18 protein-coding genes are annotated in these 21583 nt (G+C 63.0%); 9 read left to right on the top strand and 9 right to left on the bottom strand.

Features of this window, described 5'->3' with window-relative positions; genetic code table 11:
• The first annotated feature begins 27 nt into the window (after window positions 1-27).
• Genes QMO80_RS23225 through QMO80_RS23200 form a run of 6 tightly spaced genes read left to right on the top strand, consistent with a single transcriptional unit; the run spans window position 28 to window position 6243 of the window.
• Window positions 28-981 carry a dihydrodipicolinate synthase family protein gene (locus QMO80_RS23225; protein WP_283200755.1) on the top strand — a complete coding sequence of 318 codons (954 nt, stop codon included), beginning with the start codon at window positions 28-30 and terminating at the stop codon, window positions 979-981.
• Between the two features lie 44 nt (window positions 982-1025).
• Window positions 1026-2612: an ABC transporter substrate-binding protein gene (locus QMO80_RS23220; RefSeq protein ID WP_283200754.1), complete on the top strand. Its 1587-nt coding sequence runs from the start codon at window positions 1026-1028 to the stop codon at window positions 2610-2612.
• Between the two features lie 5 nt (window positions 2613-2617).
• Window positions 2618-3712 carry an ABC transporter permease gene (locus QMO80_RS23215; RefSeq protein ID WP_283200753.1) on the top strand — a complete coding sequence of 365 codons (1095 nt, stop codon included), beginning with the start codon at window positions 2618-2620 and terminating at the stop codon, window positions 3710-3712.
• A 4-nt stretch (window positions 3713-3716) separates the two neighbouring features.
• A complete protein-coding gene (locus QMO80_RS23210; protein ID WP_283200752.1) occupies window positions 3717-4649 on the top strand; it encodes an ABC transporter permease in 933 nt (310 codons plus the stop codon).
• The gene (locus QMO80_RS23205) at window positions 4646-5503 is read left to right on the top strand and encodes an ABC transporter ATP-binding protein (protein ID WP_283200751.1); all 858 of its coding nucleotides are present in this window, start codon (window positions 4646-4648) and stop codon (window positions 5501-5503) included. The genes QMO80_RS23210 and QMO80_RS23205 overlap by 4 nt, the downstream gene beginning before the upstream one ends.
• Window positions 5500-6243: an ABC transporter ATP-binding protein gene (locus QMO80_RS23200; RefSeq protein ID WP_088935991.1), complete on the top strand. Its 744-nt coding sequence runs from the start codon at window positions 5500-5502 to the stop codon at window positions 6241-6243. The genes QMO80_RS23205 and QMO80_RS23200 overlap by 4 nt, the downstream gene beginning before the upstream one ends.
• Before the next feature lie 32 nt (window positions 6244-6275).
• Here the strand turns inward: QMO80_RS23200 and QMO80_RS23195 are convergent, their stop codons facing one another.
• Window positions 6276-7118 (bottom strand): alpha/beta fold hydrolase, encoded by an 843-nt coding sequence (locus QMO80_RS23195; RefSeq protein ID WP_283200750.1) that lies wholly within the window; start codon window positions 7116-7118, stop codon window positions 6276-6278.
• Between the two features lie 173 nt (window positions 7119-7291).
• On the opposite strand from QMO80_RS23195, the gene QMO80_RS23190 reads away from it, so the two are divergent.
• Together QMO80_RS23190 and QMO80_RS23185 are read left to right on the top strand one after the other, a co-directional pair.
• Window positions 7292-10171 carry an AAA family ATPase gene (locus tag QMO80_RS23190; protein WP_283200749.1) on the top strand — a complete coding sequence of 960 codons (2880 nt, stop codon included), beginning with the start codon at window positions 7292-7294 and terminating at the stop codon, window positions 10169-10171.
• A 166-nt stretch (window positions 10172-10337) separates the two neighbouring features.
• Entirely contained in the window at window positions 10338-10946 is a 609-nt protein-coding gene (locus tag QMO80_RS23185; RefSeq protein ID WP_283200748.1) for a class I SAM-dependent methyltransferase, read from the top strand.
• 40 nt (window positions 10947-10986) lie between these two features.
• Here QMO80_RS23185 and QMO80_RS23180 read toward each other — a convergent pair whose 3' ends face one another.
• A complete protein-coding gene (locus tag QMO80_RS23180; protein ID WP_283200787.1) occupies window positions 10987-12081 on the bottom strand; it encodes a hypothetical protein in 1095 nt (364 codons plus the stop codon).
• A 425-nt stretch (window positions 12082-12506) separates the two neighbouring features.
• On the opposite strand from QMO80_RS23180, the gene QMO80_RS23175 reads away from it, so the two are divergent.
• Window positions 12507-12710 carry a cold-shock protein gene (locus QMO80_RS23175; protein ID WP_003572688.1) on the top strand — a complete coding sequence of 68 codons (204 nt, stop codon included), beginning with the start codon at window positions 12507-12509 and terminating at the stop codon, window positions 12708-12710.
• Between the two features lie 122 nt (window positions 12711-12832).
• On the opposite strand, the gene QMO80_RS23170 is transcribed toward QMO80_RS23175, so the two are convergent.
• From QMO80_RS23170 to QMO80_RS23140, 7 genes are read right to left on the bottom strand one after another with little or no spacing between them, the layout of a single operon-like run.
• Entirely contained in the window at window positions 12833-14458 is a 1626-nt protein-coding gene (locus QMO80_RS23170) for a GMC family oxidoreductase (RefSeq protein ID WP_283200747.1), read from the bottom strand.
• Window positions 14455-15981 (bottom strand): FGGY-family carbohydrate kinase, encoded by a 1527-nt coding sequence (locus tag QMO80_RS23165; RefSeq protein ID WP_283200746.1) that lies wholly within the window; start codon window positions 15979-15981, stop codon window positions 14455-14457. Before QMO80_RS23165 ends, QMO80_RS23170 begins: the two co-directional genes overlap by 4 nt.
• Window positions 15982-16013: 32 nt before the next feature.
• Window positions 16014-16856 carry a class I fructose-bisphosphate aldolase gene (locus QMO80_RS23160; RefSeq protein WP_283200745.1) on the bottom strand — a complete coding sequence of 281 codons (843 nt, stop codon included), beginning with the start codon at window positions 16854-16856 and terminating at the stop codon, window positions 16014-16016.
• Entirely contained in the window at window positions 16829-18577 is a 1749-nt protein-coding gene (locus QMO80_RS23155) for a glycerol-3-phosphate dehydrogenase/oxidase (RefSeq protein WP_283200744.1), read from the bottom strand. Before QMO80_RS23155 ends, QMO80_RS23160 begins: the two co-directional genes overlap by 28 nt.
• A 12-nt stretch (window positions 18578-18589) precedes the next feature.
• Window positions 18590-19582: an aldo/keto reductase gene (locus tag QMO80_RS23150; RefSeq protein ID WP_283200743.1), complete on the bottom strand. Its 993-nt coding sequence runs from the start codon at window positions 19580-19582 to the stop codon at window positions 18590-18592.
• Entirely contained in the window at window positions 19579-20583 is a 1005-nt protein-coding gene (locus QMO80_RS23145; RefSeq protein ID WP_049731067.1) for a sugar-binding transcriptional regulator, read from the bottom strand. The genes QMO80_RS23150 and QMO80_RS23145 overlap by 4 nt, the downstream gene beginning before the upstream one ends.
• Before the next feature lies 1 nt (window position 20584).
• The gene (locus QMO80_RS23140; protein ID WP_283200742.1) at window positions 20585-21577 is read right to left on the bottom strand and encodes an ABC transporter permease; all 993 of its coding nucleotides are present in this window, start codon (window positions 21575-21577) and stop codon (window positions 20585-20587) included.
• Between the last annotated feature and the right edge of the window lie 6 nt (window positions 21578-21583).

The raw sequence follows: 21583 nt of genomic DNA, 5'->3' as shown, positions 1-21583 counted from the left end.
GGATGGAAAGCTAACGGGGAAAGAAAAATGAGCATCGCGATCATGCGCAAGGCGCTTACCGGCGTGTCGGGCGTTCCCGTCACCGCCTATGACGGTAAAGGCGAAGTCGAACCTCGGATTACGGCCAAGGTCTATGCGCGGGTGGCGGCAGCGGGCATTCATAACATCGTCGCTGCCGGCAACACCGGTGAATTCTATGCCCTGACGCCGCAGGAAATCCGGATCGTCCACGAAGCGGCGGTCTCGGGCGTCGACGGCCGGGCGCCGGTGACGGCGGCCATCGGCCGGTCGCTGCGCGAGGCAATCGGCATGGCGAGGGATGCGGCTGCGATCGGCGCAACCGCCGTCATGTCGCATCAGCCGGTCGATCCTTTCGCGGCACCTTCGGCCCAGATCGGCTACTTCTGCAATCTTGCCGACGCTTCCACCCTGCCGCTCGTCGCCTATGTCAGGGCCGAAGGTTTCGGTGTCGAGGATATCGTCCGCCTCGCCAACCACGGCAATATTGCCGGCATCAAGTTCGCCACGACCGATCTGATGCTGCTGTCGCGCGCCATCCCCGCTGCCGATCCTGATGGCGCACTGTTCGTCTGCGGCCTGGCGGAGAGCTGGGCGCCGACATTCACCGCGGCCGGCGCGCGCGGCTTTACTTCAGGTCTCGTCAATGTAGCGCCGCAGCTTTCGCTTGCCGTCCATGCCGCGCTCGAAAAAGGCGATTTTGCCGCGGCACGGGCGATCGTCAACACGCTCGAGCCGTTCGAGCGGATGCGGACGAAATTCCGCAACGGCGCCAACGTGACCGTCGTGAAAGAGGCCGTCACCTATTCCGGCCTCGATGTCGGCCCCGTGCGGGTGCCGGGATTGCCGCTGCTCGACCAGCAAGATCGTGAGGAACTTCATCGGCTGCTTCGAGGTTGGGAGGCCGAGGGCAGCATTCAAACGGATCCGGAGCGGCAGCAATCTGCCAAGGCGGCCGGCTGAACTCAACGCTATTTTCGCAAATAACAGGATTGGGAGGTCTAGAGATGCTGAAACAGCTACTGACAACGATCGCACTTACCGGCGCCCTGATGGGTGCGCAGCCTGCCTTGGCGGCGTCACCGCCCAATATGCTGGTGATCGGCACCAACCTCACCGGTATCCGGACGCTCGATCCGGCCCAGAACAATGCCCGCACGGTTTCCGAACTAATCTCGAACCTCTACGACAACCTCGTGCAGCTCTCGCCAGATGACCTCAAGACGCTGAAGCCGATGCTTGCGACGAAATGGGAGGTCTCGGCGGACGGCAAGATCATCACGCTCACCTTGCGCGACGACGCCGTCTTCCAGAGCGGCAACAAGGTAACCGCCGAGGATGCCGCCTGGTCGATCCAGCGCGTCATCAAGATGGGCCAGGTCGGTTCCACCGACGTTGCACTCTGGGGGTTCACGCCTGAGAACGTCGAAAAGCTCGTTCGGGCAAAGGACGAGCATACGCTGGAGATCGAGCTGCCGCAGTCGGTGAATACCGACCTGGTGCTCTATTCGCTGGCCGGCTCGTCGATCGGCATCGTCGACAAGAAGACGGTGCTGTCGCATGAGGCGAACGGCGATTTCGGCGGCGCCTGGCTTTCGGCCAATTCCGCCGGCAGCGGACCGTTCAGCCTGGCGCAGTGGCGGCCGAACGACGTGGCGATCTTCAACGCGCAGCCGAAATACTGGGGCGGCAAGCCGGCCATGGCCCGCGTCGTGGCCCGCCACATCCCCGAATCCGGCAATCTCCGGCTGCAACTCGAAGCCGGCGACGTCGATGTCGGCCAGTATGTGGCCAGCGGCGATCTCGATGCGCTGTCGACCAACAAGGATATGGTCATCGACAATGTCCCGGGTCTCGGCTTCTATTATATCGCCCTCAACCAGAAAGACCCGGATCTGCAAAAGCCGAAGGTTCGCGAGGCCTTCCAGCATGCCTTCGACTGGAAGGCGATCTCCGGCAACATCATGCGCTACACGGGCTTTCCCTGGCAGTCGATGATCCCACGCGGCATGATCGGCGCGCCCGATGAGGCTGCCGCCCGCTACGATTACGATCCCGCCAAAGCCAAGCAGTTGCTGGCGGAGGCCGGATATCCCAACGGCCTGAAGAAGGTGCTCAACCCCTCGGGAGCCCCCACCCTGCCCTTCGCAGAAGCGCTGCAGGCGAGTGCACGCGCCGCCGGTTTCGATCTCGATCTGGTGCCCGGTGAATTCACGCCCGCCTTCCGCGAGCGCAAATTCGAAGTGCTGCTCGGCAATTCCGGCGCCCGCCTGCCCGATCCCTTCGCCGTCGCCACGCAATATGCCTTCAACCCCGACAATAGAGACGAGGCGCGTCTCGGCAGCTATTATCTCTGGCGCACAGGCATGAAGGTGGACGAGCTCAACACGCTCATCGACCAATCGATGCGGGAGCGCGACACGGAAAAGCGCACCGACATCTTCAAGAAGATGGACGGCATCTATTCCGGCATGGCCGCACCACTCGTCATCTTCTTCCAGCGAACCGACCCCTATGTCATGCGCACCAACGTCAAGGGTTATCACGGCCATACGACCTGGTCGACGCGCTGGCATGACGTGACCAAGGAGTAGAGCGCGTGGCAAGCGCCGATCTGACATCGAAGCAGGAGAGCCGTCATGCCAGGGCGGGCGGGTTTGCCGATGCGGCCCCGCACCCCTTGACGAGCCTGCTGCGGCGCCTGGCAGGGCGCGTGGTGGCTGTCGTCACCACGCTGCTCGGCTTGCTTTTCCTGACCTTTTCGATGGGCCGTCTGCTGCCTGCCGATCCGGTGCTTGCTATCACCGGGGCGGAGGTCAGCAAGGAGGTCTATGATCGGGTCTATAACGAGTTGGGACTTGGGCAGCCGATCTGGATGCAGTTCTTCTCCTATGTCGGGAAGGTCGCCACAGGCGACCTCGGCACGGCGGCGACGACGGGCCAGCCGATCCTCACCGATCTGATGACGATCTTTCCCGCCACGATCGAGCTTGCGATCATTGCTATGATCATCGGCGCCGTCATCGGCATTCCCTTGGGCGTCACGGCGGCCGTCAGGCGCGGAACGATCATCGATCATATCGCCCGGATCGTCGCGCTTGCCGGCCACTCCATCCCGATCTTCTGGACCGGGCTGATGGCGCTCTTCCTCTTCTATGCCAAGCTCAAGCTCGTCGGCGCATCCGGCCGGATCGACGTCTTCTACGAGGGCCTCGTCACGCCCATGACCGGCTTTCTGCTGATCGACGCGGCGATACAGCAGCAATGGGACGTGTTTTACAACGCGCTCGGCCACATCATCCTGCCGGCGGCGATCCTCGGTTATTATTCCGTCGCCTATATCAGCCGCATGTCGCGAAGCTTCATGCTGGAACAGCTGAGCCAGGAATATATCATCACCGCCCGGGCCAAGGGGCTCGGCACCCGCAAGGTCGTCTGGCGCCATGCCTTCCGGAACATCCGGGTGCAGCTCCTGACGATCCTGGCACTGACCTTCGGCGGGCTGCTCGAGGGCGCGGTGCTGATCGAGACGGTCTTCGGCTGGCCGGGGCTCGGCCAGTATCTCACCCGTGGGCTGCAGATGAACGACATGAACGTCGTCATGGGTTCGGTGCTGACGATCGGCGCCGTCTTCCTGACGATCAACATCCTGTCGGATGTCCTCTATCGCATTCTTGATCCGAGAACACGGTGACGCCATGACGATCTCATCCGAAGACGCAGACGCCCAAACCCTCGGCTTTCGCAGCTGGCTGCGGGCGCCCGAGCCTCAGGGCTGGTTCCAGTCGTCGATGCAGCAGATCCACCAGGGCTGGCTGAAGTTCAGCCTGCACCCGCTGGGGCTGGCGGGCCTCGCCATCATCGTGCTCCTGATCGTCGTAGCGACGGCCGCCCCTCTGCTCACGAGCTACGATCCGATCGTGCAGGATATGGCCGGGCGACTGGCGCCGCCGTCGGCAGCCCATTTCCTCGGCACTGACAATTTCGGCCGCGACGTCTTTTCCAGGGTGATCTACGGCGCCCGCACGACGCTCTACATCATCATGCTGGTCACGATCATCGTCGCACCGCTCGGCCTGCTGATCGGCACGGTCTCGGGTTATTTCGGTGGTATCGTCGATGAAATCCTGATGCGCGTCACCGATATCTTCCTCTCCTTCCCCGGCCTCGTGCTGGCGCTCGGTTTTGCCGCAGCGCTCGGCCCGGGCATCACCAACGCCATCATCGCCATTTCGCTGACCGCCTGGCCGCCGATCGCTCGGCTGGCGCGCGCCGAAACACTCAGCCTGCGTAAGGCGGATTATATCGCCGCCGTGCGCCTGCAGGGCGCGACATCACTTGCGATCATCACCCGCCACATCCTACCGATGTGCATTCCCTCGGTGATCGTGCGCGTCACACTCAACATGGCCGGCATCATCATCACTGCCGCCGGTCTCGGCTTCCTCGGCCTCGGCGCGCAGCCGCCCTGGCCGGAATGGGGCTCGATGGCCGCCAGCGGCCGCGAGTTCATGCTCGACAGTCCCTGGGTGATCGCCGCGCCCGGTATCGCCATCGCACTGGTCAGCCTCGCCTTCAACCTCGTCGGCGATGCGCTTCGCGACGTGCTCGACCCGAGAGGTTCGGAATGACAGAGCCCCTGATCGATATCCGCAACCTCGAAATCGCCTATGGCGGCGGCCACATGCGGGCGGTGCGCGGCGTCAGTTTCGCGCTCGGGCAGGAAAAACTCGGCATCGTCGGCGAATCCGGATCGGGAAAATCGACCGTCGGCCGGGCGATCATGAAACTGCTGCCGCCGACCGCGGTGGTCAGCGCCGAGCGGATGACCTTTCGCGACGTCGACCTCATCAAGGCGGACGAACGAAAGATGATGACGATCCGCGGGCGGCGGATCGGCCTGATCCTGCAGGACCCGAAATATTCGCTCAATCCGGTCATGCGCATCGGCGAACAGATCGCCGAGACCTACCGCTTCCACCATCCCAAGGTCAGCGCGAAACAGACCTACGCTCAAGCGCTCGCCATGCTCGAAGCGGTGCAGATCCGCGATCCCGAGCGCGTCGCCCGCCTCTATCCGCACGAAATATCGGGCGGCATGGGCCAGCGTGTGATGATCGCCATGATGCTGATCGCCGAACCAGAAGTGCTGATCGCCGACGAGCCGACTTCGGCGCTTGACGTCACCGTCAGGCTCGAGATCCTGGCCCTGCTTGACGAACTGGTCGCACGCCGCAATCTCGGCCTGATCTTCATCAGCCACGACCTCAACCTGATCCGAAATTTCTGCGATCGCGTGCTCATCATGTATGCCGGCCGCGTCGTGGAAGTGCTGGAGGCGCGCGATCTCGACAAGGCGAAACACCCCTATACGCAAGGGCTTCTGGCCTCCCTGCCGACGATAGAGAATCCGCCGGCCCGGCTGCCGATCCTGACGCGCGATCCCGCCTGGCTCAATGACCTGGCAGCGGAGGCGCCGCGATGATCCGGATCGACAATCTCACCATCCGTTTCGGACATGGCCAGCGCCCTGTCGTCAGAGACGTCAACCTCACCGTCGAAAGGGGGACGGCATTCGGCCTGGTCGGCGAGTCCGGCTGCGGCAAATCCACGGTTCTCCGTGCGCTCTCCGGCCTCAACGCCAATTATGACGGTCACATCGAACTCCAGGGCGAGGCGCTGCAGCGCCAGCGCAGCCGGCCGTTCTATCGGCGGGTGCAGATGGTGTTTCAGGATCCCTACGGATCGCTCCATCCGCGCAAGACCATCCGCTCACAATTGAAGGAGCCGCTGCGCAATCAGGGGCTCGACACCAATTCGGTCGACGTCAGCGCCGTGCTGAGATCGGTTGGCCTCGATCCGGCGCTAAGCTATAGGTTTCCGCATCAGCTCTCCGGCGGCCAGCGCCAGCGCGTGGCGATCGCCCGCGCCTTGATGCTGGACCCCGACGTCCTGCTGCTGGACGAGCCGACATCGGCACTCGACGTCTCGGTGCAAGCCGAAATCCTCAATCTCCTGCAGGATCTGCGCAAGGAGCGCGGTCTCACCTATCTGCTCGTCAGCCACGATCTCGCCGTCGTCTCCCACATGTGCAGCCGCGTGGCCATCATGGAAGCCGGCGAGATCGTCGAACAGGTCGATATCGAGGCCTTGCGAAGAGGCGCGGTCGAACATCCCTATTCGCAACGCCTGCTGCGGGCGAGCCGGATGTACGGGAGGGCGTAGCCGTCGATCGGTACGCCCTGCTGCTTCGCGGGTCACCGCAAATGGGCGTCGATAGCGGAAATGATTTCTTCCCAATCGTCGGGATGAATTTCGTGGCCGCCGCCTTCGAGCCGGACAAGCTTCGCGCCCCGAACGGTTTTTGCCAGCAGTTCGCCGTGCTCAACTGGATAAATCGGGTCGGCCGTTCCGTGGATGACAAGGAGGGGCGCGGCCAGTTCAGCCAATTTTCCTTTCAGGGCCAGGCCGCCCCTCAGCATGAAATGATTGGTGGCACTGACGAAGTTTTTCGCCCGCTTGACATCCCGTTCAACAAAGGCGCGCGCCTGGTGTTCGTCGTAAGGGTGCGCCACGCCGGCGATCATCCGGGTGTCTTTGACAAGAAATTCGATCACCTCGGCATTGTCTGTCCAGTCGACGGTCTCGCCCGTCGCGGCGTGCGCCATGTAGGCGTCAGCGGTATGCGGCAGGGCGCTTGTATCGATACCCATCGGCGTTGTGGACATCAGCGTCAACGTCTTGACGCGTTCGGGATGCGAGAGCGCTGCGATCTGGGCAATCGTGCCGCCCAGCGACATTCCGATCAGATTGACGCGGTCAATGCCGTAGCCATCGAGTACCCTGATGGCATCCGCAGCCATGTCGTCCATGGTGTAGGGCGGTTCCCCCGGCTCATAGATCGTCGAACGGCCGGTGTCTCGATTGTCGTAGCGGATGACATAATATTTCCGAGCGGCAAGCTTATGGCAGAACTCGTCCGGCCACCACAGCATCGACGCCATCGCGCCCATGATCAACAGGATCGGCTCATGCGCCGGGTTGCCAAATGCCTGCGTGGCGATCTCGACGTCGTCAAACTTGATAATGCGTTCAGTCATTTGGGGCATCCTTTATTTGTATCGGGTGAAGCCGCCTTCGGCAGGCATTCTCATAATGGGGCTAAGGCAGGGGTGCCGCATCGGGCATTTTGAGTAGGACAGGCTCAAAACACACACGGGATGACTACGTCTCCATCTCTGCTAATCTTAAACTTCACGTATCGGAGGATTTCGTGTCGGCATCCCTCAGAAGATCCCTGTTCTCAGGCCGTGTCGCCGAACTCGATGCGATGGATAGCGCGTTCCGGGACGTCTCCGGCGGCCGGCAACGCTCCATTCTTCTCGGGGCGGAAGCAGGCGGCGGCAAGAGCCGGCTGGTAGAAGAATTCGCCGACCGACTGTCGGGCCGGGCCGTCGTCCTGAAGGGCGGCTGCATCGAGCAGCGGGATTCGGCACTGCCCTATGCGCCGGTCACCGCCGTGCTGCATGACCTGGTTCAGTTGCGCGGCGGGACGGCCGCCAGATCGCTTGTCGGCGCCGAGTGTGCGCGCGAGCTGGCATGGCTTCTTCCCGAACTCGGCGAGACCTCTGAAAGGTTCGATGCGGGCATCGCAAGAGCGCGGCTGTTCGAGGCGCTGCGAAAATTGTTCGAAGAGCTCGCCCGGGAGATGCCGCTCGTCGTGGTCGTCGAGGACATTCACTGGGCCGACCAGGCCACATGCGATCTGCTTCGCTTCCTCACGGCGCGGCTGAAGAAAATTCGGCTGATGCTGATCGTCACCTACCGACCCGAGGAAACCAGCGGCAGCAACGCACTGCGGACGACCATCGCCGACCTCTCGCTTTCCGAGGGTGCCGAGCTGTTGAAGCTTCCCCGCCTGAAGCGCGCCGAGGTCGCAGCACAACTCGAGGGGCTGCTCGGGCACCCGCCGACACCCGCTGTCGTCAATGAGGTCCATGCGCGGAGCTGCGGGATCCCGCTTTTCACCGAGGCGCTCATCGATGCGAGCGGAAGCTTGCGGACGGATTTTCCTGGCTCGCTCAACGACTATCTGCTGAAAGCCGCCAGGGAGATGCCGGCGTCGACGGCAGAACTCTTGAAGGTGATGGCGCTTGGCGGCCCGCATATCACGCATGCGCTTCTTCGCAGCGTGACTGAGAAGTCCGACCTCGAACTGGCAGAATTGCTGCGGCCTGCGATTTCGGCCGGGATCCTGGTGCCGGATGGCGACGGATATGCCTTCCGCCACGCCCTTATCCACGAGGCGGTGCGGAGTGACCTGATCGCCGGCGAAAGGATGGCCATCCATCGCGCCTATGCCGAGGTACTCGAACGCGGCCCGCTTCCAAGCTACCGGGTTTGGCATTCCGTTGCGCTCGCCCGCCACTGGCACGGCGCCGGCCAGGCCGAATCTTGCCTGCGATGGGCCTGGCATTCTGCCGTAGAAGCCGCCGCCACCTTCGCCTATGCGGATCAGATGGAGATGCTGAAGCTCGTGCTGGCGGCGTGGCCCGACGTCGATCATGCGGCCGATCTGATCGGCGCGGATCACTGCAGCGTGTTGGAGCTGGCTGCCGATGCAGCCTGCTGGGCGGCGGAAGCCGAACAGGGGCTGGCCTTCGTCGAACGTGCCCTCGCCGAAGTGGATGCCGAGCGCGACAGCGAACAGCTGGCAGCCCTTCTTCTGCAGCGCGCGGTGATGCGTCAGCACACGCTCATCCCAGGCGAGATCGCCGATCTGGAACGAGCGCTCGATCATGCGGTCGATCCCACAAGGCTGCGCGCGGACGGACTGGGGCAGTTTTCCCGGGCGCTGATCTTGCGGGGAGAATTCGATCGCGCCAGGCTCCTGGGCGCCGAACTGAAGGATCTGGCGGAGAGGCTCGATGACGAGGAATACCGTATCGAGGCGCTGATCATCGCGGCATCCGTGGACATGGCCTCGGACAGTTCTCGCATCGATGGCTTTTGGAGCGTGGCTAAGCGCGCCGGGCAAGCCTCCATCGGCCGCGTCGAGGTGCTGGCGGGCGCAGCCCTGCTGCAGGCCCTGCTCGAGACCGGAGACTATGCTGAGATCATCGACATCGGACCGGCGATCTTTGCGCGGACCGTCGAGTTCGGCCAGGCCCGGTATATCGGAGCCATCGTGGGTTCGCCTTTGTGCTGCGCCTTGCTCGCCGTCGGCCGCGTTTCGGAAGCCATTGAGACATGCGAACGGATGGCGGCATTGGATCCGCTGCCGCTGGGGCTGGTTCATGTTTTCGAATGCCAGGCGGAGATCGCCCTGATCTTGGGGGATCCGGATCGCATCGCCGCGGCGGCAAGCTCCTTGCGCGCTCTGCCACCCGGCCCTCAGGTCGCGAGCCGCATGGCGGCCAATCTTTTGAGATTCGACATCGAAAGCCGCGCGCTGGCGGGCGACATGGAGCAGTCTGCGGTCCTGATAAGATCGGCTGCGAGCCATTTCAACAAACACGGGGGCGTCTCTTGGCCGCTCTTGGCCTCGGCCATGCGCGTCGCCGTCGATACGAGCCGGAAAGATGTCGCCCGGCAGCTCGCAGACCTTGCCGCTCGGATCCCGTGCCGCAACGCGGTGGAGGAAGCCGAGAGGCTCAACCTCTCGGCCGAGATATCGCGCGCGTCGGTTTCCGACCTCGGCGCCTGGGAAGCGGCTGCCCAAAGCTGGGCGGATTTGAACCAGCCCTTTCGACAGGCATATGCCCTTATGCAGGCCGGGAGCGCTACGGTGAATGCCGGCAAGCGCGCCAGCGGCGGGGGCCATTTCAGGCAAGCTGCGGAGCTTGCCCAGTCGACCGGCGCCCGCCTTCTCTGCAATCAGATCGAGACGCTGGCTGCAAAGGCCCGCATTGATCTGCGAGGCGGGAAAGAGGGCAGTCCGCCGAAGGCGCCGCTTGGCCTGACGGATCGGGAATTCGAGGTGCTCCGGCTCGTCGCCGCCGGACAAAGCAATCGGCAGATCGCCGATAATCTGTTCATTTCCTCGAAAACGGCGAGCGTCCATGTCTCCAACATCTTGAGTAAACTCGCCGTCCCCAGCCGTGGCGCCGCCGCCGCCATGGCCCATCGGCTCCGGATGGTTGATCCCGCGTAGATGTCAGCTCCAGGAGATTGCCTGGCTAGACCCTCCTGATATCGCTCATGGCATTCCATTTTTCGTGGGCCTAGGCATTTTGCCTGATGTGCTTACGCGGCCTTACGCCGAGCATGTTGATATGGCGCCCCGGACGGCGCCCGGTTTCCATCAATCGGAGGTCAAAATGCCCGTCTCTTCCGCCGCCTTGGCCGATACCCAACGCACGATCGATTCCTATGAGGATTGTGCCGATGAATATAGCCGCATCGTTGATCCCTTTCCCGCGCCCGGTCTGGAGGCGGCCTTGCGTCAGGTCGCCATCGCCGCCGGCAAAGGCGGCCGCGTCCTTGAGATCGGATCGGGGCCCGGGTGGGATGCGGATTTCCTGGAGACACAGGGCGTTTCGGTAAGGCGAACCGATGCCACGCGGCGGTTTCTCGAGCTGCAGGCAGCGCGCGGCAAGAAAGGCGAGTTCCTCAACGTCATCACCGACGACCTCGGCGGCCCTTACGATGCGGTGATCGCTCTCTGTGTCCTCATCCACGTGCCTCGCGACCAGACCGGCCAGATCCTCGAAAAAATCGCCGCCGCGCTGCGCCCCGGCGGCGTCTTCCTGGTGACGATGCGGGATGGAGACGGGGAAACGAGCGGCGCCTACCATATGACCTATTGGCGCCGGGACGACTTCGCGCTGTGCATCAAAGCGGCCGGCCTTGATCTCGAATGGGACGCCTACCGCGTGAGCCGCAACGACGAAGCCTGGAACACCTTTTATGCTCGACGGCCGGGTTGACGCGCCGCATCTCATGCGGCTTCGCCATTGCCGAGGCTAGCTATTTCCAGCTCGTATAATCGGCGGCGGTGCAACCGAACGGCGCACGATCCTGGCCAAACCGCTTCTTCAGCTGCTCGCATCCCCACTGGTTCAACGGCGCCGGCATGAGATTGTTGATGTCCATGCCAGGCGATTGGAATTGTGTCGGGGAACTCGTGACGTACCAAAGCCAGAAACCGACCACACCGACGACGATCAGAAGCAGGGTGCCGAAGAAAAGCCGTAGCCGCTTCCAGATCGATACCGTCCTTATGGGTTCTTCGATCAACACCGGCGCATGCTGATCGCCGTCCTGCTGGTGCGCCAGCGGTGCGAGAGCCGCTGTGCGCTCGGCATCCGTAAGCTCGACCCGCTGCAGACGATCATCCAGAAGCACCGGCAGGGCCGTATTGCCGTGCCTGACGGCCATTCCGATCGCCTTGCCATTGGCTTCCCCGACGATCAGCGGTTCCTGTCCGCTCTTCATGCGCGTGTAAGCCGATCGCCCGGTTTTGTCGGCGGCAATCTTGTCATTGTAGGTGATGGAAAGGACGCCGCGCTTGCGGTCGAATGCGCTGATCTCGACCGGGATAGGGATCAGCCTGGCAGGCCGGCGCAATTGCCCCTTGACTCGCCAGATGCGGATACCGAGAAAAATCATACCCAGGCTCATGCCGCCAAGCAGAACCACAAACACGGTGAGCGTGATAATCCTGTTCCAGAGCATATCCAGACCCAGGCTCATCGTCGCGAGTTCCGGATGATCGGCGGAAATCACAAGATCGGTTTCATAGTCGCCGGTATGGAAATCGACGAACATGATCTCGACCTCGGTGTCGTAGTTTCGTCCGCCGTAGCTGTAGACAAGGCGTGCCTCGCAGTCGGTAAAGACTGCCTTGCGCGTCGTGCATTTCCCGTTTTGCACGTCGCCGTTTTCGAGCACCAAGGGGTTCTGGCTGATCTGGAAATCGCGGATCACACCCGGCGCTTCCCAGATGAATAGAAAGATGGCCAATGCCAGGATAACCGGCGTTGACCAGAAGTAAGCGTTCGGCGTGGAGATGACGTCGCGCGCCAACGAAAGCGGGCGGCTGGGGAGAACAAGCGAAGACAATGGCGCGGACCCTCGAGTGACAGCGCAGCGCGCCGGTAAAGCTTCAGACGGCAGCCGATGAGGACGAGCGGAGTTGGCGTCATGCATACCGGCTTGCACAATCCCATTGTGCGATACCGATCTACAACCTGACGCGGGCGATCGGCAATCCCTTTCTACACGCGCGAGCAATCCTACGTTGATTCCGTCGACAACGCGGGCGCCGCGAGACATGCATTTCAGCGATGCCGCTGGATGCCGCATCGAGACGATCAAAAAACTGGGATGGTCAGGCGATCGGTTGTCGGGAGCCGGATTGACCCTCGACGAAACTGTTGCCTCTTTGTCTTTAAAGTTGCGTCACCGGCATGAAGGTTGATAGAGGAGCGGCGGCGGTATAGTTTCGCTTTCGCAAATCGACGAATGACACAAGGAATAGTTATCTCATGCCGACAGGTACGGTTAAATTCTTCAATGACGACAAGGGCTTCGGCTTTATCACCCCCGAGGATGGCGGACAGGACGTGTTCGTGCACGTGTCTGCGCTGCAGCGCGGCGGGTCGCTCCGCGAAGGCGACAAGGTCAGCTTCGACGTCGGACAGGATCGCAAGACCGGAAAATCGAAGGCTGAGAACGTCTCAACCCTCTGATCGAAAGTCGAAGATTGCCCAACCCGCGTTGAGCGGGTTGGGCTCGCCGTCACGCCATAGGCGTAGACGACGATAATCGAGGTCTGTGTGTCGTTTTCGGATACCGGGACGGCAAGAGCGCTCTACGCCTCCGACAAAATGCTCTCGGCCGCCTTCTCGGCAATCATGATCACCGGCGAATTGGTGTTGCCCGAGACGATCGTCGGCATGATCGATGCATCGACGACCCGCAGCTTTGCCAGCCCATGCACCCGCAATTCTTGATCGACAACCGCCATCGTATCGCCGCCCATCTTACAGGTGCCGACCGGATGGAAGATCGTTGTGGCGATATCGCCGGCACGGCGAATCAGGTCCTCGTCAGTTTGGTATTGCCTGCCCGGCAGCATCTCCTGCGGCCGGTACTTGGCGATGGCGCCGGCCTCCATCAGCCGGCGGGCATGCCGGATCGATTTCGTCGCCACGATCCGGTCGCCGGCGGTCGAAAGATAATTCGGGCGGATATCCGGCGCCACGGAGAAGTCCGGGCCGCCGACATGCACGGTGCCGCGGCTTTCCGGCCGCAGATTGCAGACGGAGACGGTAACCGCGGGATATTTGTGCAGCGGCTCGCCCAGCCGGTCGGTGCTCAAGGGCTGCACGTGATATTCGAGATCGGCGGTCGCAACAGCCGGATCGCTCTTGGCAAAGATGCCGAGCTGGCTCGGCGCCATGGATAGCGGCCCGGAGCGGCGCAGCATATATTCAAGCCCCATGCCCGCCCGGGTGAACAGGTTGTGATAGAGCTGGTTCAGCGTCTTTGCGCCCTGGATACGGAAAACCGTGCGGATCTGCAGATGGTCCTGCAGGTTTTCGCCGACGCCGGCAAGTTCATGGGTGACATCCAGCCCGGCGGCGGACAACACGTCCGGGCGGCCAACGCCCGACAGTTCCAGGATCTTCGGCGAATTGATCGCACCGGCAGACAGAATGACCTCGCGGCCGGCGCGCGCCAGATGAGTTTGGCCGTTCAGCCGGAACCGCACGCCAGCCACCATCCTGCCGTCGAATTCCAGCCGCTCGGTTTCGGCGCCGGTCAGCACGCGCAGATTGGCCCGCTTCATCGCCGGGCGCAGAAAGGCCTTGGTCGTGTTCCAGCGCAGGCCGCCGCGCTGATTGACCTCGAAATAGCCTGAACCCTCATTGTCGCCGTCGTTGAAATCGTCGGTTTTCGGAATGCCGAGTTCCTCGGCGGCATCGCGAAAGGCATCGAGGATCGGCCAGGAAAGCCGTTGCTTTTCCACCCGCCATTCGCCGCCTGCCCCGTGCATCCGCGACCTGCCGCGGTAATTGTCCTCGGATTTCAGGAAATAGGGCAGCACATCGTCCCAGCCCCAGCCGGAATTGCCAGCCTGCCGCCAGCCGTCATAATCGGCCGCCTGGCCGCGCATATAGATCATGCCGTTGATCGACGAGCAGCCGCCCAGCACTTTGCCGCGCGGATAGGGCAGCGAGCGGCCGTTCAACCCGGCTTCTTCAGCCGTCTTCATCATCCAGTCGGTGCGGGGATTGCCCATGCAGTAGAGATAGCCGATCGGCACATGCACCCAGTGATACCGGTCGCTGCCGCCGGCTTCGAGCAGCAGAACGCGGTTTTTCGGATCGCTCGACAGCCGGTTGGCGAGAACGCATCCCGCCGATCCCGCGCCGACGATGATGTAATCGTAGCTTCCGGCCTCGATGGCCGCATCGTTCACACGCATGTTCACGCCGCCACTCCCGCCGCCGGCGAGGCCGCCGTCAAACGCCGCCAGAGCGGCGCCATCGCCTCGGCGATTTCGAGATAGAGAGCGTAACGCCGCGCATAATGCCCTTCAAGCGAGACATCCGGCCGGTAATGCCGCTCGGTCTGCACCATGGCCGCAGCTCCAGTGCCGAAGTCGGCGAAGATGCCGACGCCGGTTCCCGCCGCGATCGCCGCCCCCAGCGCACCGGTTTCGCGCGAGCGGGCAACGGTCACGGGAACGCCGAGCACATCGGCAAAGATCTGCGGCCAGATCAGGCTGCGTGAGCCGCCACCGGACAGCACGGCTTCGTTGAACTCAGCACCGGCCTTGCGGATCGTCTCAATGTGTTGGCGATGGCCGAAGGCGACGCCTTCGAGGAGCGCGCGAACCAGATGCCCCTTGCTGTGCCAACCGGCAAGTCCGTAGAAGCCGGCGCGCGCATGACCGTCCTGCTGGGCGCCATAGAGATAGGGATGATAGAGCGGATCGTCCGCCGCGGGCGTGATCGCCGCAGCCAGCGCGCAGCAGGCATCGAAGGGCGAAACGCCTTGCGCATGTTCGCCTTCGAAGAACTCCCGCACCAGCCATTCGAGATTGGCAGCCGAGGTGGCGCTGTTTTCCATCGCCATGTAGCGGGTGCGGTCGAAAGTCGAGGACATGAAGACCGGGCCATCGAGGTCGGGACCGTCGATGACGACCTGATTGATGCTCCAGGTGCCGGCAATGATCGAGGCGCTGCCGGTGCGCGAAACGCCCGAGCCGAGCGCCGAGGCGACGACGTCGAACAGCCCGCCGACCACCAGCGTTCCGGCGGCGAGCCCGGTTTGCGTCGCCACCTCCTCCGTTACCACCCCGGCAATGTCGGCGCTTTCGATCAGCGGCGGCAGGAGGTCTATGCAATCGTCCAGTCCATAGGCCTCCATCAGCGCCTTGTCGTAGCGGCGTGTGGCAAGATCGAGCAAACCGGCCCCCGACATGTCGGATACCTCGCTCACGCGGCGGCCGGTCAGGCGGTTGACGATAAAATCCTTGGAGAAGAACACCGTACCGATGCGGGTAAACAGGTCCAGCTGGTGACGCTTAAGCCAGGCAAGCAATGTCGGCGTCTGTGATGGCCACGGACGCTGGCGGGCAATCGGATAGGTCCGGTCACCAACGCCGGCCTCCCGCCATTCATCGACCAGCCCAGCCGCCCGCGTGTCGAGCGACTGAATGGCGAGCAGCGGAGCGCCGTCGCGATCAAGCGCATAGAGACCGTTGCCATGCCCGGCGCAGCCGATCGCGGCAATGTCCTCCGGTCGGATCCTTGCTTTTTCGATGCAGGCGCGGATGACCTGCCGTGCGTGCGTCCAGAGTTCGTCGAGCCCCCGCTCGACATGTCCAGGGCTCGGCATACGGCTGTGCCCCTCTTCGGAGGCAGCCGCGATCTCGTTGCCGTGCCGGTCGAAAATCACCGCCTTGATGACGGTATTTCCGGCGTCGAGCCCCAAAAGATAGTCTCCCATGCAGAACCCCTCCGAAGGTTCGAAATCGCAACTCAGCCCTGCTGATAGAGCGCAAAGGCCTGTTCGCCGCTCGCATCCTCGTGCACGATCGCCATCAGCCCGCGCACCACCGCACTCGGATTGGTGTGCTGATAGATGTTGCGCCCATAGACCATGCCCACCGCGCCCTGCCGCATCAAGGCCGCCGATTTGTCGAAGACGGCGCGAAGATCCTCCTTGCCGCCGCCGCGGACGAGAACCGGGCACCGGGCTGCTTCGACCACCCTGTGGAAATCTTCGGCATTGGTGGTCGGATCCGCCTTGACGATATCGGCGCCCATTTCGCGGGCGAGCCGCGTCAAGGTGACGATCTTGTCGGCATCGCCATCGACCATGTAACCACCCTTTTCGGTGACCGGCTGCATCACCAGCGGCTCGATCATCAGCGGCATGCCGTACTTGTCGCAATCGGCCCGCACGCGGGAAATATTCTCAACGCACTGGCGGAACAGGTCCGGCTCGTCCGGCAGCATGAACAGGTTGACGACGACGCAGGCCGCATCCATCTCGATCGCGCCGATCAACGGCTCGGCCTCGTTCTGCAGCACCGCCCACATGTCGCGGTGGCGGACCCGGTTATAGGGATTGCCCATGTCGATGCGCATGACCAACGCAGGTTTGTCCTTGCCGGGCACGTCCTGCAGCAGGTCCGCCTGGCCGTAATTCATCTGGATCGCATCCGGCCCGGCAGAGACCAGCGCTTTGACGACGGCCTGAATATCCTCCAGCCCGCTGAGGAAGGACGGTTCGTTGCAGACGCCGTGATCGATCGCCACGTCGAGGCAGCGGCCGCCACCGAACAGCCGGTTCATCCGGACTTTGCTGTTGTGTCGCATTCTGTACTCCTTGGTTCGTTCCTTGCGGAAAGCATGTCTTCGTCGACGCCATGGCGTTCGGTGAGAAGGGTGAGAAAACGGTCGCGTTCACGGGCGCGATGCGCGAGCGTCCAGCCCTTTTCCTGCGCCAGCAGGTCGAGGACGGCATCCGTCATGTCGAGCGAAAGCTCGCCCGAAACGGCAAGCGTGGTGCGCCGCAAAAGCAGGTCGTCGAGATGTTCCACCGCTTCTTCGCGGATCAGCAACTGCAATTCGCGCGTGGAGTAGCCGGCATGCGGCAGGGCTGTATCGCGGCCTGCGGCAATGAAACCGGCAATCGCCTCGGCATCCGTGCCATACCGGGCAAACAGCTCGGCCATGCGCCCGTCAGAAACGCCTTTGCCGGTCGCCGCCTGCGCCAGCCAGACGGATACGTTGGCCGGAAATGCCCGCCCGCCGCCGATCGGCCGATCGGTTGTCGCAACCCGGCGCCTTCTGCCGAGCCTTTCCAGAACCTGGTCTGCCGCCAGTTCGCCGAAGGAGCGGAATGTCGTCCACTTGCCGCCGATCATGCAGAGCACAGGCGGCACGCCCTCGGACGGCTCCAGCACGGTGCAGAAATGATCGCGCGGGATGCGTCCGGTAAAACTGTCGGTGCTGGCCGGCAGCGGCCGCACGCCGGAAAAGCGGAAAACGATCTGCTCCGGCCGGATGGTGATATCAGGCAGCACGAAGGCGAGCGATTGCAGGATATAATCCCGTTCCTCCGCCTCGCAGCGCACAGTTTCCGGATCATCGACGCGGATATCGGTGGAACCGACGAGAACCTTGCCGAGATAGGGAAACAGGATACAGATCCGCCCGTCCTCGTTCTCGTAATAGATCATGTGATCGGCAAGCGCGTCGCGCAGTTCCGCATTGTCGATGATCAGATGCGAGCCCTTGGTACCGCCGATCAGCGGCGCCGGCCGGGCCTCCTGAGAAAACAGGGTTCGATTGGCAACGTCGATCCAGCCGCCGGTGGCGTTGATGATCAGTGCCGGTTCGACGGCAACGGCTGCGCCGCCTATCCGATCCTCGACGCGATACCGGCCATTTTCCATCCGCCGCAGTTCGGCATAGTTCAGCGCCATCGCGCCGGGCTCGGCTGAAAGACCATCCCGCAGAAGCTCGATGCCCAGACGCTCGGGATGGCTGACCCAGGCGTCGAAATAGGTGGCCGAACTCTTGATGTCGGGATTGAGCGCCGGCCACTTGGCAAGCGTCGTGCGCCGGCCGCGAAACTGGTGGCGCGGCATCAGCGCGCGCTTGCGGGTCAGGAAATCATAGATGCTGAGTCCCGCTTTGACGGCGACGGCGCCGCGGCGGCTCGGGCGGCGGCTGTGACCCAGGAAGCGGACGATGCCATTACCGAGGCCGGAAAAGATATCGAATACCGGTACCGTCGTCGGCAGCGGCGCGACATAATGCGGCGCGTTGCGCAGCAGCCGGTCGCGCTCGACCAGCGATTCCTGCACCAGCTTGAATTCGCCGTTTTCAAGATAGCGAAGCCCGCCATGCACCATGCGCGACAGCGCCGAACTCGCGCCGGAGCAATAATCGTGCTTTTCGACGAGCAGCACATTCAGCCCCTGCAGCGCCAGCTCCCGAAAGACGCTGATGCCGTTGATGCCGCCGCCGATGATGCACACGTCCACCTTCGGGCTGCGGCGAAGCCCGTCCAATATTTCTTCCCGTTTCATGATGGCGATCCGCTATCTCATATCAGTCAGTGTCGCCGCTATGGCCGTATCGATAGCCGCACGATCGGCCGCATCCAGCCGGATGGTCCCGGCCCGCGCATTATCGATCGCCTGTGCCGGATTGCGCGCGCCGCAGAGCGCAAAGGTCACGCCTGGCTGGGCCAGCGTCCAGGCAATCACGGTCTGGGCGATGCTGGCGCCGTGTTTTTCGGCGACCGGACGGATGGCGTCGGCAAGCGCCATTGCCTTGCGGCGGTTGCCGACCGAAAAGCGCGGATTGTCCTTGCGCTGGTCGTCGCCTGAGAACACCCGGTCCGGACCGATGGTGCCGGACAGCAACCCCAGCGCCAACGACGAGTAGCTGAGCGTCGCTATGCCGTTCGCCCTGGTCAGCGGCAGAAGCTCCGTCTCGATCTCGCGGTCGATCATGCTGAACCGCTCCTGGATCGCATCGAGGCCACCGGCCGCGATATAGGCATTAAGGTCGTCGCGACTGACATTGCTTGCGCCGATCGCCCGGATCTTGCCCGCTGTGCGCAGATCTTCCAGCGCCCGCATGGTTTCCTCGACCGAAGTCGTCGGGTCCTGCCAATGGGTGATGTAGAGGTCGATATAGTCGGTTCCGAGCCGCGTCAGGCTTTCCTCGACCTCATGCAGGATCGCATCGCGGCCGAGATAGCGGTGAACCGGCCTGCCGTCCTGATCGAAGAAATGACGGCCCTTCTGCGTATGCCAGACAAGGCCGCATTTGGTAGCGATGACAGCCTTGTCGCGGCGGCCGGTCAAGGCCTTGCCGACGATTTCCTCCGAACGTCCAAGCCCATAGGCCGGCGCCGTGTCGATCAGCGTCACGCCGGCATCGAGCGATGCCCGGATCGCGGCGATGGATTCGCTTTCGTCCGTCCCGCCCCACATCCAGCCGCCGATCGCCCAGGTGCCCAGTCCGACCGCCGAGGCGGAAACGCCGGATTTGCCGATCTCGCGTGTCAATTGCTCCGCGCTCATGCCCATTTCCCTTCGCCATTCGCCAGTGCCAGCACCCGCGCACCCGTCGCCTCGTCGGTCACCAGCGTATCCAGGTGATTGCCGCGGAGAACGCTGAGGATCGGGCCCGCCTTGTTCGGCCCGCTCGCGACACCGATCTTGATGGGGATCGACGCGAATTCCGGCAGCGTCAGCGACACCAGCGAACGGTTGAGGCTGTAATCGCAGACTTGGCCATGATCATCGAGCAGATGCGCCAGCAATTCGCAGGAGGCGCCGGACCGCTCGATCGCGGCGCGGTCGGTGCTTGAGGAGGGATGCAGGTCGTAATAGCTGGAATCGTCCGACAGGATCGAACCGATGCCGACCACGGCCACCTTCGCCTCGCGCGCCCGTTTGAAAACGTCCGCGACGGACCGCATGTTGATCAGCATCGCCCGCTGCTCGGCATCGTCGGCAAAGAGCGGGGCGTGGATCTGATAGGAACGCCCGCCAAGCCGGTCGGCCATCAAGGTCGAGACATGGTTGACGTCGGTATAGTGCTTGCCCTGCACGCAGCCGGTTGCCGGAATGACTTCGACATCAAAACGGCGCGGCGGCTGCAGGCCGGCGACGACGGCGCTCACGCCTTTGCCGCCGGTGATGCAGATCGTATCGCCGTCGACGATCTCTTCCAGCAGCAGGCGCGCGGCGGCTTCGCCGACGGCTTGCAGCGCCGTCTGCGGATTGTCGGACACCGTCGGCACCACCACGGCCCGGCCGATGCCGCCAAGCGCCCGCAGCTGTTCTTCCATATCGACCAGCGGCTCGACCGGCGATTTGATCTTGATCTCGACCAGGCCGAGCTGGCGGCCGCGTTTGATCAGGCGGTTGACGGTGGCGTGCGAAATGCCGAGCTGATCGGCAATCTGCGCCTGTGTCAGTCCTTCGAGGAAATGCAGAACCAGAGCCTGGTGCATCTGCCGGGCGATGACGATTTCCTCGCGCGGCGCGTTTGCGGGTTTGAGTTTGGCTATCGGCATATCAGGCAGCCTTCCGCTTGTGCAGGAAATGATCGATCGAGACGGCGGCAAGCAGGATGCAGCCTTTGATCATGTCTTGCCAATAGACGGACACGTCGAGCAAGATCAACGAGCTTGTGACGACCGACAGCAGGGCAATGCCGAGAATTGCCCCGAGGATCGTGCCTGAGCCGCCGTTCAGCGACGCACCGCCAATCACCGCGGCGGCGATGATGTTGAGCTCCATGCCGACGCCGAAGGTCGGGGTCGCGGCGCCGAAGCGGGACATGTAGATCACGCCGGCAACACCGGACAGGGTGGCGCAGAGCACCGTCACCCAGAATTTCACCTGGTTGGTCTTGATGCCGGAATAGAGCGCCGCCTTCTCGTTGCTGCCGGTGTAGAATACCTTGCGGAAGGCGGTTGCCCGGCGCAGCAGGAAATCGAACAGCACGACGACGGCAACGAAGATCAGGATCACATAGGGAATGCCGGAGACCGTGCCCTGCCCGACCGCCTTGAACGAGGGCGGCAAGGTGAACAGCGACAGCGGCGTGCCCTTGGTGATGATCAGGCAGATGCCGCGCACGATGACCATCGCCGCAAGCGAGGTGATGAAGTGGTTGAGCCCGACGACCGTGACGAAGAAGCCCATGACGCAGCCGATCAGGCCGCTGCCAAGGATGCCGATCAGGGAGGCGCTCCACGGATCGAGCCCCAGCAGGAACAACGAGCCCGACAGCACCATCGAGAAGCAGACGACCGAGCCGACCGAGAGGTCGATGCCGCCGACGATCAACAGGATGGTCATGCCGACGACGACGATCCCTTCGACCGAGAACGACATCAGCATCGCCCGGAAATTGCCGAGCGTCAGAAAATGCGGCGAGGCAAAGCTCATAACGATGCACAGCGCCAGAATGATTGCGATCAGTCCCGCCTCGCGCATCGTCCCCAGCCGTTTCCAGCCGGGCGTGCGTGCCTGATGTGCCCCTGCCAACGTAGCGTCCGCCATGACCTT

This window comes from Rhizobium sp. BT03, assembly GCF_030053155.1.
Classification (GTDB): domain Bacteria; phylum Pseudomonadota; class Alphaproteobacteria; order Rhizobiales; family Rhizobiaceae; genus Rhizobium.
Note: the sequence above shows the minus strand (reverse complement) of the source record. Positions and strands in the feature narration are given on the sequence as shown.

Coding starts and splice junctions, on each gene's coding strand:
- QMO80_RS23195 (WP_283200750.1), bottom strand. CDS start 7,118: ATGACTGAACGCATTATCAAGTTTGACGACGTCGAGATCGCCACGCAG.
- QMO80_RS23165 (WP_283200746.1), bottom strand. CDS start 15,981: ATGGGAGACTATCTTTTGGGGCTCGACGCCGGAAATACCGTCATCAAG.
- QMO80_RS23155 (WP_283200744.1), bottom strand. CDS start 18,577: ATGAAACGGGAAGAAATATTGGACGGGCTTCGCCGCAGCCCGAAGGTG.
- QMO80_RS23175 (WP_003572688.1), top strand. CDS start 12,507: ATGCCGACAGGTACGGTTAAATTCTTCAATGACGACAAGGGCTTCGGC.
- QMO80_RS23210 (WP_283200752.1), top strand. CDS start 3,717: ATGACGATCTCATCCGAAGACGCAGACGCCCAAACCCTCGGCTTTCGC.
- QMO80_RS23205 (WP_283200751.1), top strand. CDS start 4,646: ATGACAGAGCCCCTGATCGATATCCGCAACCTCGAAATCGCCTATGGC.
- QMO80_RS23220 (WP_283200754.1), top strand. CDS start 1,026: ATGCTGAAACAGCTACTGACAACGATCGCACTTACCGGCGCCCTGATG.
- QMO80_RS23185 (WP_283200748.1), top strand. CDS start 10,338: ATGCCCGTCTCTTCCGCCGCCTTGGCCGATACCCAACGCACGATCGAT.
- QMO80_RS23160 (WP_283200745.1), bottom strand. CDS start 16,856: ATGCGACACAACAGCAAAGTCCGGATGAACCGGCTGTTCGGTGGCGGC.
- QMO80_RS23145 (WP_049731067.1), bottom strand. CDS start 20,583: ATGCCGATAGCCAAACTCAAACCCGCAAACGCGCCGCGCGAGGAAATC.
- QMO80_RS23150 (WP_283200743.1), bottom strand. CDS start 19,582: ATGAGCGCGGAGCAATTGACACGCGAGATCGGCAAATCCGGCGTTTCC.
- QMO80_RS23200 (WP_088935991.1), top strand. CDS start 5,500: ATGATCCGGATCGACAATCTCACCATCCGTTTCGGACATGGCCAGCGC.
- QMO80_RS23225 (WP_283200755.1), top strand. CDS start 28: ATGAGCATCGCGATCATGCGCAAGGCGCTTACCGGCGTGTCGGGCGTT.
- QMO80_RS23140 (WP_283200742.1), bottom strand. CDS start 21,577: ATGGCGGACGCTACGTTGGCAGGGGCACATCAGGCACGCACGCCCGGC.